Raw genomic sequence first — 14,220 nt, 5'->3', positions numbered from 1 at the left:
GCAATTAACGTATATTATTAAAAAGGCAATTCAATATACCTCTGCCGCATATTTAAAACTTTTGACATATAGGATTTTAATCATATAAAAGCATTATTCTATTACCGTTTAAAAACAGTAAAGGAGTGTATTGATATAGACAGCTACATTAACAGTCCGGAAAACAAAGAATTATTGCAAAAGCTGCTTTATGATCCTGACACTGTGGATTTTGTCATACGAAGTAATGAATTCACCGAATCAATAATTAAAAAATACGAAGTTGCTATCGCAAAACAGTTTGGAGGACGGTATTTAATTGCTTATTCCAGACAGGATGTTTTTATCGAAATGAGAAAGCTGCTGGGCGCCGGGCTAATCAGTATATTATCGCTTGTTTACGGCTTGCTTGACAATATCAACCTTAATTCGAGCGGTATCACACAAGTACATGATCAGCCATACTTGAATCTGAGGGGACAGGGCGTTATCTTCGGAATTGTGGACACAGGAATAGATTATACATTGGATGTTTTCCGTTACGAGGATGGGAGCAGCAAAATAATATCAATCTATGACCAGACAGTCGAGGGCCCTCCTCCGGAGAGATTTTACATTGGCACAGAATATACAAACGAACAGATCAACGCGGCCCTTCAAAGCGACAATCCAAAGCAGATCGTTCCCGAAGAAGATACCTCCGGGCACGGAACCTTTCTGGCATCGGTGGCCGCCGGACGGGAGACGGACGATTTCATCGGTGTGGCACCTGATGCCGAAATCATAGCCGTAAAGCTCAGGAAAGCAAGACCCTATTATCTTAATTTATATGCTGTACCTGAAACGCAGGAATATGCTTATGAATCCAGTGCCATAATGGTTGGCGTCGAATACATACTGGACAGAGCGAGACGTTTAAATCGGCCGGTGGTCATATGTATAGGATTAGGCACGAATTTCGGAAGTCACGATCAATATTCCATATTTCAAGAATATCTGAGCGGTGTGTCCGATCAGGTAGGAGTCTGCCTTTGTGTCGCGGCCGGAAATGAAAGTCAGGCAAGACATCATATGAATGATATTATTACGGCAACCGGGGAAACACAGAACATAGACATAAGAGTTGGAGAAAACGCAGGAGATTTTTTTGTTTCAATATGGACAGGAGTATCTGACAGAATTTCGGTTGCTGTCCGTTCTCCTGCGGGTGAATTTATCCCAAGAATACCGGCACGCTCGGGAGAAATTATTTCAACCAAACTGATCTTGGAAAAATCATCTGTTGATATAGCGTATTATTATCCGATAGAAGGAACGGGCGGGCAACTGACAGCAATTAAGCTCTTTGGTCCGACACCGGGAATTTGGACCATAACCGTTTATGGCGACCTGATTCTGAACGGCAAATTCCATTCATGGCTGCCTCTTACCGGATTTGTCGATCCGAGCGTTGTATTCCTTTCTCCGAACCCAAATTATACGATTACAGGCCCAGCGACAATGACAGGCGCTATTGTATGCGGCGCTTATAATACCACTTTGAACAGTTTGTACGCAAATTCGTCACGGGGACCTACTCGTATAGAGAATTTAGCTCCTGATCTTGTCGCACCCGGCGTTAATGTAGAAGGCTTTTATCCTTACGGGCGAGGAACAATGGACGGAACAAGCGCAGCGGCGGCAATAACCGCCGGAGCCGCGGCCCTCATGCTTCAATGGGGCATAGTCAAAGGAAATGATCCTTCTCTGAGCACATATCAAATACGCGCCTATATGATACGAGGCTGTAACCGGAGCGAAAACATGATATACCCCAATAACAGCTGGGGTTACGGAAGCCTTAATTTGTTTCAAGCTTTTCAGCTTATGCGAGAAACATAGATATTTTAATATCATAATATTGAAGAATATCAATTTATGCAGTATATAAGTAAAAATGTCATATAAATAAGTAAGGGAGTGTATTGATATAGACAGCTACATTAACAGTCCGGAAAATAAAGAACTATTGCAAAAGCTGCTTTATGATCCTAATACCGTGGATTTTATCATACGAAGTAATGAATTTACTGAGGCGGCAATCAGACAATATGAAGTAGCCATTGCTCAACAGCTAGCGGGCCGCTATCTGATTGCGTATTCTAAAGAGAATGTTTTTTTAGAATTGAGAAAACTCTTAGGCTCCGGGCTTATCAGTGTGCAATCACTCGTTTTCGGCTTGCTGGATAATGGTACTCTTGATATAAGCGGTATTACTCAGGTTCATGATCAACCATATCTGAATCTGAGAGGACAGGGCGTTATCTTCGGTATTGTGGACACCGGAATTGATTATACTTTGGATGTTTTTAAATACGAGGACGGAAGCAGCAAAATAATATCAATCTATGACCAGACTGTAGAGGGTCCGCCACCGGAGGGATTTTACATTGGTACGGAATATACAAACGATCAAATCAACGCGGCTCTTCAAAGCGACAATCCAAAGCAGATCGTTCCCGAAGAAGACACTTCCGGGCACGGAACCTTTCTGGCATCAGTGGCCGCCGGGCGGGAAACGGACGATTTCATCGGTGCGGCGCCTGATGCTGAAATCATTGCCGTAAAGCTCAGAAAAGCAAGACCATATTACCTTGAGCTTTTTGCCGTGCCAAAAACACAGGAATATGCATATGAATCCAGTGCAATCATGATTGGCATCGAATATATACTGGACAGGGCGAGACGATTTAACCGACCGGTGGTCATATGTATAGGATTAGGCACCAATTTCGGAAGTCATGATCAATATTCAATATTCCAGGAATATTTAAGAGGAATATCTGATTTAGTCGGCGTATGTCTTTGCATTGCGGCAGGAAACGAAAGCCAGGCACGGCACCATATGGATGGAGTTATTGCGGCGACAGGGGAAACGCAGAATATAGATATAAAAGTGGGAGAAAACGCAGGGGATTTTTTTGTTTCGATCTGGACAGGAGTATCGGATAGGATTTCGGTAGCCATCCGTTCTCCTACGGGTGAATTTATCCCCAGAATACCGGCGCGCTCGGGAAACGTTACACTGACTAAAATGATATTGGAGAAATCATCTGTCCGGCTGTCATATTATTATCCTATAGAAGGATCGGGCGGACAGCTGACGGCAATTAAGCTCATCGATCCTACTCCGGGCATTTGGACCATAACCGTTTACGGCGACTTAATTCTAAACGGCAGGTTTCACTCTTGGCTGCCTCTGACAGGGTTTGTCGATCCCAGTGTTGTATTCCTTTCTCCGAGCCCGAATTATACAATTACAGGTCCAGCGACAATGACGGGAGCCATTGTATGCGGCGCTTATAATACCACTTTGAACAGCTTGTACGCAAATTCATCATGGGGACCCACTCGTACGGAAAATTTCGCTCCCGATCTTGTCGCTCCCGGAGTAAATATAGAAGGCTTTTATCCTTACGGGCGCGGAACAATGGACGGAACCAGCGCAGCGACGGCAATAACCTCCGGTGCCGCAGCCCTCATGCTTCAATGGGGCATAGTCAAAGAAAACGATCCTGCCATCAGCACATATCAAATACGCGCTTACATGATTCGCGGATGCAACAGAAGCGAAAATATGACGTATCCCAATAACAGATGGGGATACGGAAGTCTTAATCTGTTTCAGGCATTTCAGTTGATGCGGGAAACATAAGAGGCAAATGCTGCTTCAATGCTCAGCATTGACACAGCTTACATTTTATAGTATTATTAAAATGACGATTAAATAACCATTGCTTTATAAAAGAGAAAAGCCTATATACCAGAGTCTTTTCTCACTTAATGCGGTAATTATTTAATTAAATGCCGAGTTAATATATTCGCGAATTCATATTTGACTCTTCAACGGATATATTGATGCAAAAAGAGAGGCGATGAAAAGCGGATCGGTTCTTTCAAACAAAAAGAATAAGCGGAAGTGTCGTATTGACGGCGATTATCTTGACATATTCTTTAATAATATTTGTTATTTTCCCTTCCCCATATAGACTTTTCTGTTTCCTCGGTATGTTGTTTTCATCCGGAGGAGATATACTTCTGGCCAAATGGGAACCGATAATGACAGCTTTTTTAAAAAAGCATTCATTTGAAGCGGGGACAATGAGTTTTATTATTGCCCATTGCCTTTACAGCGCGGCCTTTATAATCCGTCAAAGAATGTCAGGAACAATGTTCTTTAATTACGGAACCGTATTGGGAACTTTTATTTTTATTATCTTGGTTACCTTTTTATTTTGGCTGAACAAAACAAATTCCAGCGGAAGCAACATACAATTACTAATCCTATGTGTTGTATATCTTGCCTTTATATGCTTTGACTGTACGTCGGTATTGTCCTGCTCAGCCGCGTCGGGCGGATGGCTGTGGCTTTCCGGTATCGGCGCGATTTCATTCCTGATATCCGATGTTTTTATCGCTGTCGACTTTGTCGGCGGACGGCATATAAACAATAAAGATCAGTTGATTTGGTGGTTTTATCCTATCGGACAGATATTGCTTCTTACCGGAATATAAAAAATTTGCCCGGAGCTTTTCGTTTTGAAGGCTCCGGGCAAATTTTCAATTAATGGAACTCCGTTTTTAAAGAATTACCGATACTTCAGCGCTTTTGTGTTCAGAACAACGCCGATGGTGGATAAAATAATCCCTGATAATAACTGCGGAAGACAAATACGAAGGGCCATTGCTGTTGTAATCATATCATTATCTAAATACAGAATAAAGTTAGCTTTCGGTATTGGCGTCACCATTACCAGAAGCATATAAAGCAACGCAAACATAAGGGTCAAAGTAATGGATTTTGTCAGAAATATCAGGACTCCGATATTCCGGGTAGGTAAGGACATTTAATACTGTACCGATTTTCCCGGTGGGAGTGCTTAAATTAGCGGGAATTTCTGAAATAGCCAAAAATGCTACTGAAGCTAATATACTGTCATCTTCCACAATACTGGCGAAAAAGTCAACGCATAGATGCTTTAAAAAGTATTGCCGTAATTGGTTTTCAATTTCCGATTGTTGTTTTGTAGTTACTTCCCACTTTTCAGCTTCAAAATAACTGAATCTCGCCTTAATCAATGATTCTATGTCATGATTATCTGCCAATCTTACATTTATGTTCATATTATCCTCCACCGATGTCTAAATAATAAATTATCACATTAATAACGATAATACATTATACATAAATATACCATAGTTGGATTATTTTTTCAATACCAAATGGTAATTTATTTAAGTATTAAATTTTTATCCGCATTCCGTCAAAGGCGACGATAAAGCCCATTTTCTCCGCGTCTGAAATAAACTCCGTTTGTGTTTTTCTCGCGCCGTTGTCGACAAAGCCGTTATGTGAAAAATGGTGACATATAAAGCGTGTCTTATCATTCGCCGCGCCTATCTCTGTCAGGCGTTTTCTCATTTTTACATCGCCTTCAAGTCCCATGTGCCCACTGTCATGCTTCAGATATACATATGTACAGTCGAGCGAAATGACGTCGCATAATTTCCCTTTTAGAAATTTCATCGTTTCATCAGGAAAAAGACCCGTATCGTGACCGTAAAGGAATCTTTTTCCTGTGGCGTCCTCCTCCAGAAGGAATATCCTACATTCCTCCTCATAATCATGATCGGCGGGAAGCGGATACGCCGTTACGCCCGACGCGGTTTTGACAGGCTCATACATCGGCGAATATGTAAAGCATAAACCCGGCGTGGAATCGCCGTGACCCTTGGCGGAACCTGGCACATACTGATCCAAAAGCTTTCCGCAACGCATATTGCCCCAAACCCTCATCTTTTCTTCGTCCGGTCTGAAACAATAAACAGGGGTGCGGCGTGTGGAAAGCTCATACGCATCAAAATGATCCTCATGTGCATGCGTAACGACAATATCCTTGATCTCGGAAAGATCAATACCCGCCGCGACACAGCCGTGATAAATATCCGGCGGAGCATCTATCAATAGATTTTTATTTATACATACTCCGGCTCTTCCCCTGAATTCCCTTCCCATCGTTTTGCGCGCTTCAACGCATGTCGGGCATTTGCAGAACAATGCCGGTATGCCCTCCGAAGCCGCCGTGCCAATGTATATTATCTCCATGTATTTCCCTTTCTGTCAAAACGCCGCAAGCTGAGATCAGCCTGCGGCGGTATTTTTATTTATTGTCTTTATTTTCTCCGGATTCCGCCGGATCATTACTTCTGTTTTCGTTATAATTCTGAGCAGAGGGCCTTGCTATATCTTTTGCAAGCTTTTCGGCCAGTTCTTTTCGCTTTTGCTCATCCTCATTGCGTTTTTTATCATTTTCGTCGCGGCTTGTTCTGGCTTTTTTTTCACTGACAGCTTCGATTTCTTCGTTCGTTGCGTCCGTGGTCATGGCCATTTCGAACTGCTCTCCGTCCATTGCCTCATTTTTAATTAAAAATTCGGCTATAAAGTGGAGCTTCTTTATATTATCTTCGAGAATTGAACGAGCTTTGTTGTACGCGCCGTCTATGACATTCATAACTTCATCGTCAATCATTGCGGCAATCTTTTCCGAATAATTCCGTGTGTTGTTGAAATCACGTCCGAGGAATATTTCAGAATGACCGGAGCCGTAGACAATGGGTCCGAGAGATTCGCTCATACCGTATTGTGTCACCATGCTGCGTGCAAGCTGTGTCGCGCGTTCGATATCGTTTGATGCTCCGGTGGATATGTCGTTAAGCACCAGCTTTTCGGCAACACGCCCGCCGAGCAGCGTGACGATTTCTTCATCCATTTCGGTCTTTGACATGTATTGCTTGTCATGAGACGGCAATGAAAGCGTATAGCCTCCGGCGCGTCCGCTTGGCGTAATAGATATACGGTGAACAGGATCCTGCGTCTTGAGCAGCTTTGTGACAATGGCATGTCCGGCCTCGTGATATGCGGTCAGACGTTTATCCTTTTCCGTTACGACCTTGCTCTTTTTAGGAGTGCCGACGATAACCTTCAGAGTCGCCTCTTCAAGATCCGCATTTCCGATAAGCTTCTTATTTTTGCGAGCGGCAAGAAGAGCCGCTTCGTTTAATACATTAGCAAGATCAGCGCCGGTAAAGCCTGCTGTAGTCTTCGCGAGGTTCGCGAGATTGATGTCTTTCTCAAGCGGCTTGCCTTTTGCGTGAACCTTTAGAATATCTTCTCTGCCTTTGATATCCGGATAATTAACTGTTATCTGGCGGTCAAAACGGCCGGGACGCAAAAGCGCTGGGTCGAGAATATCTGGGCGGTTGGTGGCCGCAATAATGATGACACCGTCATTGCTGCCAAAGCCGTCCATTTCAACAAGCAGCTGGTTCAGAGTTTGTTCGCGCTCATCGTGTCCGCCGCCAAGTCCTGCGCCTCTGTGACGTCCAACCGCATCAATTTCATCGATGAAAACAATGCTCGGAGAATTCTTTTTCGCTGTTTCGAAAAGATCTCTGACACGCGAAGCACCCACACCGACATACATCTCGACAAAATCAGAGCCGGATATCGAATAGAACGGCACCTGAGCCTCTCCTGAGACAGCCTTTGCAAGCAGTGTTTTACCTGTGCCGGGAGGGCCGACAAGCAGCACACCATGCGGGATTCTCGCACCTAGTTCCTGATATTTGGCCGGATTTTTCAGAAAATCGACAATTTCCCAGAGCTCTTCCTTTTCTTCATCCGCTCCGGCGACATCGCTGAACAGCGTCTTTTTCTTTTCATCGCTTCCGAGCTTTGTATGAGCCCGACCGAAGGATGAAATTTTTCCGCCCTTGCCGCCCGCCTGATTGAACATGTATACATACAGGAGTATAAATCCTATAATGACCACCGCATACGGAATAAGGCTGATCCACCATGCATAAGTGATCGGCTCTTCATAGTTATATTTCGTAATGATGCCGCGTTTGTATTGATCCTTGATCAGATCTCCGACATGTTCTTCGAATAGGTATAGATCTCTCAGGCGGAAAGAAACCGTTTTCCCGTCCTGAGTCAATATTGTAATATTGTTGTTGATATCAATATTAAATTCCTTGACCTGTTCGTTTTCAAATAACTTAACTATATCGCTGTATACGGGCTTTTGAGTTTCCGTCCCTCCGACAAGGAAATTGACAAGCATCAAAACGACCGCAATCATAACAACATAGAATAAAATAACCTTAAAATTACTCTTCATTAAAAAGTTCTCCTTGCTGTTTGGTCTGCTTTTCGTTAAATCGATTTATTTCAGGAATACAATTCTTTTTTCAGAACTCCGATATACGGTAAATTCCTATATTTTTCATTATAATCAAGTCCGTATCCTACGACAAACTCGTCAGGTATCTGTTTTCCTTCATAATCTATGGTGACTTCTGTTTTGCGCCGTGACGGTTTGTTGAGAAGCACACACAATGAAACGCTGTGAGCGCCTTTACCCGCAAGATACTTTAAAATATTAGACAGTGTGTGTCCGCTGTCGAGAATATCCTCGACGACAAGGACATCGGCTCCGATTAAATCCTTTTCGTCGATTGCAAGGCTGATTTCAACCACTCCCGAGGATACAGTGCCGCTTCCGTATGAGGTAGCACGTAAAAACGATACCTCCAGCGGTAATTTGATTTCACGGATCAGATCGGCGACAAAGACGAGAGAGCCTTTCAGGATGCAGACAGCCAACAGCTTTCTGCCGGTATTTCCTGTTTCAACGGAAAATTTGTTCGTGATTTCGCATCCGACGCGTTTTACGATAGTATCTAGCTCTTCCGCGGTAAGGAGAACGTGATCAATATCGTCAGTAAGCGCACCGAATACCGGAATGGCTTTTTCAATGCTCATAGTTTTCTCCGATTTATTGATAATTAAAAATGATCTTTGTTAATCCGCAGTTTTTTTGTGGGCGCAGACGATCGCAAAGAGGACCGCCCGGAATCCAGATTATACCTTGTTCATCGCATATAACTGGTGTTTTTTGTCTTTCAGAGCGCGTAAAATCCGAACCGGAAATGATTTTTTTTACCTTACGGGTCATTCCGCCAGCGATGTAACAATCACCTTCGGCACGGCTTCGTGCGGTTAAACCGCTTTTTATCATATCAGAATTGACATATATAATCTTGTGCATTTTGTTAATATTTTTAAAATCAGAATACCCGCCGCACCGTTCAATTTCAATAACAACGCCTGTTTCTTTGATGCGATTTACTCCTTCGCAAAGCATAACCGTATAATTTATATTGTCAGGAGGCGTCCCGAATTCGAGATATCTCATGTCAGCATCCGGATATGCGCTTAACCCGTTTGTAATTTCTATAACCTTATCGGGCTTCGGCTCTGCGATTAACGCTGAAAGCGCATCAAAACGTTCAGTCGTGACCGGCACCGATGTTTCCCCGGCGATCGCGCGGACGATCAGCTCATACAGTATGCATTTTTCCGTTCCCGCATTCAGCCTCTGCGCGAGCTCTATTGGTATGCGGTTCTTACTGCATTCGTTATTATATTTGTCCGCCTGCGATATAATATATTTCCTTTGTTCAGAAGCTGACCGCGAAAGCCTGCGTGCGGCATTTGCAAATGAAGGATTTATTCTTTCAAGCTGCGGAATTATCTCCGCACGGATCAGATTGCGCGGATACGATATATCCGCATTTGTGCTGTCTGTGCGGAATTCGAGACCGAAATAATTACAATACGCGATTACTTCATCAGAATTTAAATCTATTAACGGACGGATAATATTGTCTCTGACAGGCGGGATACCGCACAGACCAGAAACAGACGTTCCGCGGGCAATCCGAAATATTATGGTTTCGGCATTATCACTCGCCGTGTGCGCCGTGGCAATCCTGTCACAGCCAGATATACCCGCCGCTCGGTCAAAAAGATCATATCGCGCATCTCTCGCCGCTTCTTCTATGGATTTTTTGGTTTTTTCGGCAATCACGGGGATATCGCGCTTTTCAGAAATGAAATCAACACCGAGCGAACGGCAGAGATCACGGCAGAAATTTTCGTCTGCGTCAGCCTCCGCGCCGCGGATCATGTGATTCAGGTGACATGCGTATACGTTAATTTCACAGCTCCCCGAACTGAATTGCGAAGCAAGATAATGTAAAAGGCATACGGAGTCCTTGCCTCCGGACAGCCCGACCAGTACGCCGCGGCAGCCCGCAAGCATCGAATATTCTTCGACCGCTCCGTCGATTTTTGATATAATCTTTTTAATGTCCATTTGATTATCAAGCGGTACAACAGCAGCTTACGCGTCTCCGGAGCCCTCGTGAGGTTCCTGAAAATTCTGCTCAATTGTACAAAACCGCGTATATTTTCCTTCCCATCCGAGCGTGACCGCTCCGGTTCCGCCGTGACGGTTTTTTGCGATCATACAGCTCGCCTGGTTTTTCATATCGGTATTTTCTTTATAATACTCGTCACGGTATAAAAACATGACGATATCGGCATCCTGTTCGATAGCTCCGGAATCTCTCATGTCGGAAAGCTGAGGCTTTTTATCCGGGCGTCCCTCCGGATTTCTTGAGAGCTGACTGAGCAGCATGACCGGAACGCCAAATTCCTTGGCCATTATTTTAAGGTTTCTCGATATATCTCCGATTTCCAGAGTTCTGTTATCTATTCTTTTATCCGAACTCATCAATTGAAGATAATCTATTACGACAAAGCTGAGATTTTTTAGTCTTCTAAGCTTAGCTTTCATCTGAGAAACCGTAATGTCAGACGTATCGTCTATGTATATTTCGGCGCCCGAAAGCATAGTTGAAGCGGCGGCAAGACGGGCAAACTCGTCCGCGTTCAATTCGCCTGTGCGTAAATTATAGCTGTCAATCCTTGCTTCCGAAGAAAGCATTCTCGAAACAAGCTGGATTTTTGACATTTCGAGAGAAAAAACAGCGGCAACCTTTCCGTGCTTTGCGGCGGAGGTCGCGATATTCATGGCAAAGCTCGTTTTGCCCATTCCTGGGCGCGCGCCGACAACTACGAGATCGCCCTTGCCCATTCCGACGAGAAAGTTGTCGATACCGCCGAAATATGTCGGCAGTCCCTTAGCTTCCTCCTTGTTTGTGCGCGTAAAATTCAGATTCGCCATGAACTGCATTATTATGTCGCGGACATGCGCGAAATCCTGAGTTATGTTTCCCTGTGAGAGCTCAAATATTTTGGCTTCGGCGCAATCGACTATTGCTCTTGCGTCCTCGGACTGCTCATAAGCGCTTTCCTCAATTTCGGAGCAGATTCCGATCAATCTGCGTAGCATCGCCTTATCTCTGACGATTCTCACATAATCGCCGATATTTGCGATGCTCGGAACAGTCTCAGCAAGCCGGTGAATATAGCTGCTCGCTCCGGCTTCGTTATATAACCCGCGCTTCACAAGAAGATCCACAAGCGTGACGGCATCGATTGTACGCGACTGTACAAACAGTTCCGTGACAGCCTCGTATATGCCGACATGTTTATCAATATAAAAATCTTCCGGAGAAATTTTACCGGCGATTTCGTTGATTTTTGTTCCGTCGAGAATCAGCGCACCTAACACCGCCTGCTCGGCCTCCGGCGAATAAGGCAGCTGTCTTACTGTAAGGTCGGAGGCGGAAACAGCTGTTTTTCGATCCACTTTATTTATCTCCGGTTTTATTTATCAGTTACCAATATGTTAAGCGACGCGCCAACACCGGGATACAGCTTTACCTCAAGCTTGTACGCTCCGTATGCTTTGATCGGTTCGTCTACAGCTATTTTTCTACGTTCAATATATATGCCGTACTGTTGCGCGAGTGCCTCCGAAACCTTTGAGTTTGTTATGCTTCCGTAAAGCTTTCCGTCCGCGCCGGCTGAGGCAACCAGCTTAACAGTGAGACTTTCAAGCTTTTTCGCGGTTCCCTTTGCTTCGTCAAGCTCTGCGGCAAGACGGAATTTCTCGCTTTCCGCTTTGGCCTTATGTTCGTTTTCCGCTTTGGCATCCGCTATGGCGGCTATTCCGCGCGGAAAAAGAAAATTTCTCGCGTATCCGTCTGAGACATTTACTATATCGCCCTTTTTTCCGAGCGATTTTACATCTTCCTTTAAAAATACTTTCATATTTATCCCCTTTTTGCTTTTTCTCGTTTAGTATTTTACCCGATAAATTACAAATAGCGTCAGGTCAGCCCTGATTCAGATAATAGTCTATCGCTTCCTTCAGCATTGAAAGCGCGGTTTTCATCGGCATATTTTTCAATTGCGCTCCGGCGGCATCGTAATGACCTCCGCCATCAAGTCTTTCAAGAATGAGCTGTACATTAACGCTTCCGGAAGAACGCGATGATATATGTATCGCGTCCTCTATTTCACAAAGGACGAACGAAGCGAGAACTCCGTCCACATTCAATAATCTGTCCGCCGCCTTTGCGGCCGCGATTTTGTCCGCCGCAAAGACTTTTCCGTCATAGACGGATATCGCTATTATATTTCTGTATATTACAACGTTATTTTCGAATTTTATTTCTCTAATGAATTCCTTGAGGTCGATTTTTGAAAGCATCTGAGCTTCGGCGGGATTAGCGCCTTCTCCTCTCAAATACAACGCGGCGGCGAAAGTTCGCGTGCCTGTATTGCGGGTAAACTGCTTTGTATCAAGAATTATACCCGAAAACAGAATTTCCGCTTCTTCTTTCAAAAGTCCGCCCGGAGCTATCGCCTGTTCAAGTATTTCCGCGACAAGTTCGCTTGCCGATGACGCCGACGGCTCTATATATGTGACTTTCGGCGTATTTGTGAATTCACCGGTTTTCCTGTGGTGATCGATGATCACTACATTGGCGGTATTTTCATAAAGCTCAATGGATTCAAAATGCTCGCAGTTGTTCACATCTAAAATCACAAGCAGAGTGTCTGGAGTGATCAGATCCTGCGCGGAGGACGAATCAATAAAAATTGTTTTATATTCGTCAATGCCGCGAAGCTTTTGAAATATGGGTTTCAGGTTATAATCATTGAGATTTACAATAATATTTATCTTATCGCAGCAGACGAACGCCAGCCTCGCTATGCCGACGCAAGCTCCGACTGAATCGTGATCCGCGTATCTGTGTCCCATAATCAGCACGTTTGATGCTTTTTTCATAAGACCGGTAAGCTCTCCGGCAATTATACGCGAGCGAATTTTGGTTCGTTTTTGAACCGTTTTCGTCTTGCCTCCGTAAAATTCTGTCACGCCTCTGGTTTTGACGACCGCCTGATCACCTCCGCGCTGAAGAGCAAGATCAAGCGCGGTATGAGCAACGGCTTCCTTTTCGGCAAATGTCCCGTCCACACAGGCAGTGCCGATCGAAACCGTAACCGGTATATCGACATTATCCTTCGATATATCGCGGACTTCGTCAAGGATGTCGAATTTCTTATCGGTAATCGCGGAAAGGTGGCTTTCATCTATGATAAGTATATATCTGTCGCGTTCGACCTCGCCGAGTATTCCGTCAAGCCCGGATGCCCACTGCTGCAGGAGGATCGAAATTTTAGCGGTGACGGCGCGATAATCGTTCTGATGGTATCCGGAAGCTTCCGAGTAGTTATCGACAGCGATATAGCTGATGACAGGGTTCTTCGCACGAAGCTCTTCCTCGCGTGCGATCAGCTCGGTCTTGTCCTGCCATACAGTCAGATAATAAAGCTTTTGATATGAACCGAGCGAATATGACGTTATATCATATGTCACATCAGAAAGAACAGCACGGGCACATCTGTCCGAATCCTCGTCAAAAAGCTTTTTTGTGTTGAGCTTTTCCGGAAGAAATTCGTTTATATTGAGACCGTACAGCACAGCTTTCGTGCCTGTTTTATCGGAAAAGCTCCGATTGTACCAGACAATACCGCCTTCTGCGTCAAGAATGACAAGCGGGAATGTAAACTGCATCAAAAAATCAAGAGTGATATTACCAAGAAGCGATATATTTTCTTCATTGATCGCATTTCTTTTTGCGACGAATCCGCTGTAAATTAAAAATGCCGTGAGCTCAAAAACGGCAAATATCATTCCGATAAGAGTAAGTCTTATGTCAACTGAAGCGCATATAAGCGAAAAGCAGATAAGCACAAGCAGAGATATCAATATCAATCTGCGAGTTCCGTTCAGCGAAGAACCGCTCTTTTTCATTGTACGAACCTCCTTTTCTATTAATGATTGCATGTCAACGGTACGAAACCCGATAAGCAGT

The 14,220-nt window shown here is 44.3% G+C and carries 11 protein-coding genes; 3 read left to right on the top strand and 8 right to left on the bottom strand.

What is annotated here, in order from left to right; all coding sequences use genetic code 11:
* Window positions 1-174: 174 nt before the first annotated feature.
* The 3 genes from VB118_01765 to VB118_01755 all read left to right on the top strand — a co-directional run bounded on the left by VB118_01765 (window position 175) and on the right by VB118_01755 (window position 4,533).
* Window positions 175-1,860, top strand: coding sequence for a S8 family peptidase (locus VB118_01765; protein MEA4831327.1), 1,686 nt, complete (start codon window positions 175-177; stop codon window positions 1,858-1,860).
* A 283-nt stretch (window positions 1,861-2,143) separates the two neighbouring features.
* On the top strand, window positions 2,144-3,673 hold the full coding sequence (locus VB118_01760) for a S8 family peptidase (protein MEA4831326.1): 1,530 nt from the start codon (window positions 2,144-2,146) through the stop codon (window positions 3,671-3,673).
* A 272-nt stretch (window positions 3,674-3,945) separates the two neighbouring features.
* Window positions 3,946-4,533 carry a lysoplasmalogenase family protein gene (locus VB118_01755; protein MEA4831325.1) on the top strand — a complete coding sequence of 196 codons (588 nt, stop codon included), beginning with the start codon at window positions 3,946-3,948 and terminating at the stop codon, window positions 4,531-4,533.
* 210 nt (window positions 4,534-4,743) lie between these two features.
* Here VB118_01755 and VB118_01750 read toward each other — a convergent pair whose 3' ends face one another.
* The 8 genes from VB118_01750 to VB118_01715 form a co-directional block, all read right to left on the bottom strand.
* Window positions 4,744-5,142: a hypothetical protein gene (locus tag VB118_01750; protein ID MEA4831324.1), complete on the bottom strand. Its 399-nt coding sequence runs from the start codon at window positions 5,140-5,142 to the stop codon at window positions 4,744-4,746.
* 118 nt (window positions 5,143-5,260) lie between these two features.
* Window positions 5,261-6,124 (bottom strand): MBL fold metallo-hydrolase, encoded by an 864-nt coding sequence (locus VB118_01745; protein ID MEA4831323.1) that lies wholly within the window; start codon window positions 6,122-6,124, stop codon window positions 5,261-5,263.
* A gap of 55 nt (window positions 6,125-6,179) precedes the next feature.
* Window positions 6,180-8,201 (bottom strand): ATP-dependent zinc metalloprotease FtsH, encoded by a 2,022-nt coding sequence (gene ftsH / locus VB118_01740; GenBank protein MEA4831322.1) that lies wholly within the window; start codon window positions 8,199-8,201, stop codon window positions 6,180-6,182.
* 50 nt (window positions 8,202-8,251) lie between these two features.
* Window positions 8,252-8,845, bottom strand: coding sequence for a hypoxanthine phosphoribosyltransferase (gene hpt / locus VB118_01735; GenBank protein ID MEA4831321.1), 594 nt, complete (start codon window positions 8,843-8,845; stop codon window positions 8,252-8,254).
* A 13-nt stretch (window positions 8,846-8,858) separates the two neighbouring features.
* Complete coding sequence (tilS, locus tag VB118_01730) at window positions 8,859-10,241, bottom strand: tRNA lysidine(34) synthetase TilS (protein MEA4831320.1); 1,383 nt, start codon at window positions 10,239-10,241, stop codon at window positions 8,859-8,861.
* A gap of 27 nt (window positions 10,242-10,268) precedes the next feature.
* A complete protein-coding gene (dnaB, locus tag VB118_01725; GenBank protein ID MEA4831319.1) occupies window positions 10,269-11,642 on the bottom strand; it encodes a replicative DNA helicase in 1,374 nt (457 codons plus the stop codon).
* Between the two features lie 17 nt (window positions 11,643-11,659).
* Complete coding sequence (gene rplI / locus VB118_01720) at window positions 11,660-12,106, bottom strand: 50S ribosomal protein L9 (GenBank protein MEA4831318.1); 447 nt, start codon at window positions 12,104-12,106, stop codon at window positions 11,660-11,662.
* Window positions 12,107-12,170: 64 nt separating this feature from the next.
* Window positions 12,171-14,159, bottom strand: coding sequence for a DHH family phosphoesterase (locus VB118_01715; GenBank protein MEA4831317.1), 1,989 nt, complete (start codon window positions 14,157-14,159; stop codon window positions 12,171-12,173).
* Between the last annotated feature and the right edge of the window lie 61 nt (window positions 14,160-14,220).

This window comes from Oscillospiraceae bacterium, from assembly GCA_034925865.1.
GTDB lineage: Bacteria > Bacillota > Clostridia > Oscillospirales > SIG627 > SIG704.
This window is presented reverse-complemented; position numbering and strand designations above follow the sequence as displayed.

Bases quoted from the DNA above. Each gene is read 5' to 3' on its own strand.
- hpt (MEA4831321.1), bottom strand. From the start codon at position 8,845: ATGAGCATTGAAAAAGCCATTCCGGTATTCGGTGCGCTTACTGACGAT.
- ftsH (MEA4831322.1), bottom strand. From the start codon at position 8,201: ATGAAGAGTAATTTTAAGGTTATTTTATTCTATGTTGTTATGATTGCG.
- VB118_01745 (MEA4831323.1), bottom strand. From the start codon at position 6,124: ATGGAGATAATATACATTGGCACGGCGGCTTCGGAGGGCATACCGGCA.
- VB118_01715 (MEA4831317.1), bottom strand. From the start codon at position 14,159: ATGAAAAAGAGCGGTTCTTCGCTGAACGGAACTCGCAGATTGATATTG.
- VB118_01750 (MEA4831324.1), bottom strand. From the start codon at position 5,142: ATGAACATAAATGTAAGATTGGCAGATAATCATGACATAGAATCATTG.
- tilS (MEA4831320.1), bottom strand. From the start codon at position 10,241: ATGGACATTAAAAAGATTATATCAAAAATCGACGGAGCGGTCGAAGAA.
- rplI (MEA4831318.1), bottom strand. From the start codon at position 12,106: ATGAAAGTATTTTTAAAGGAAGATGTAAAATCGCTCGGAAAAAAGGGC.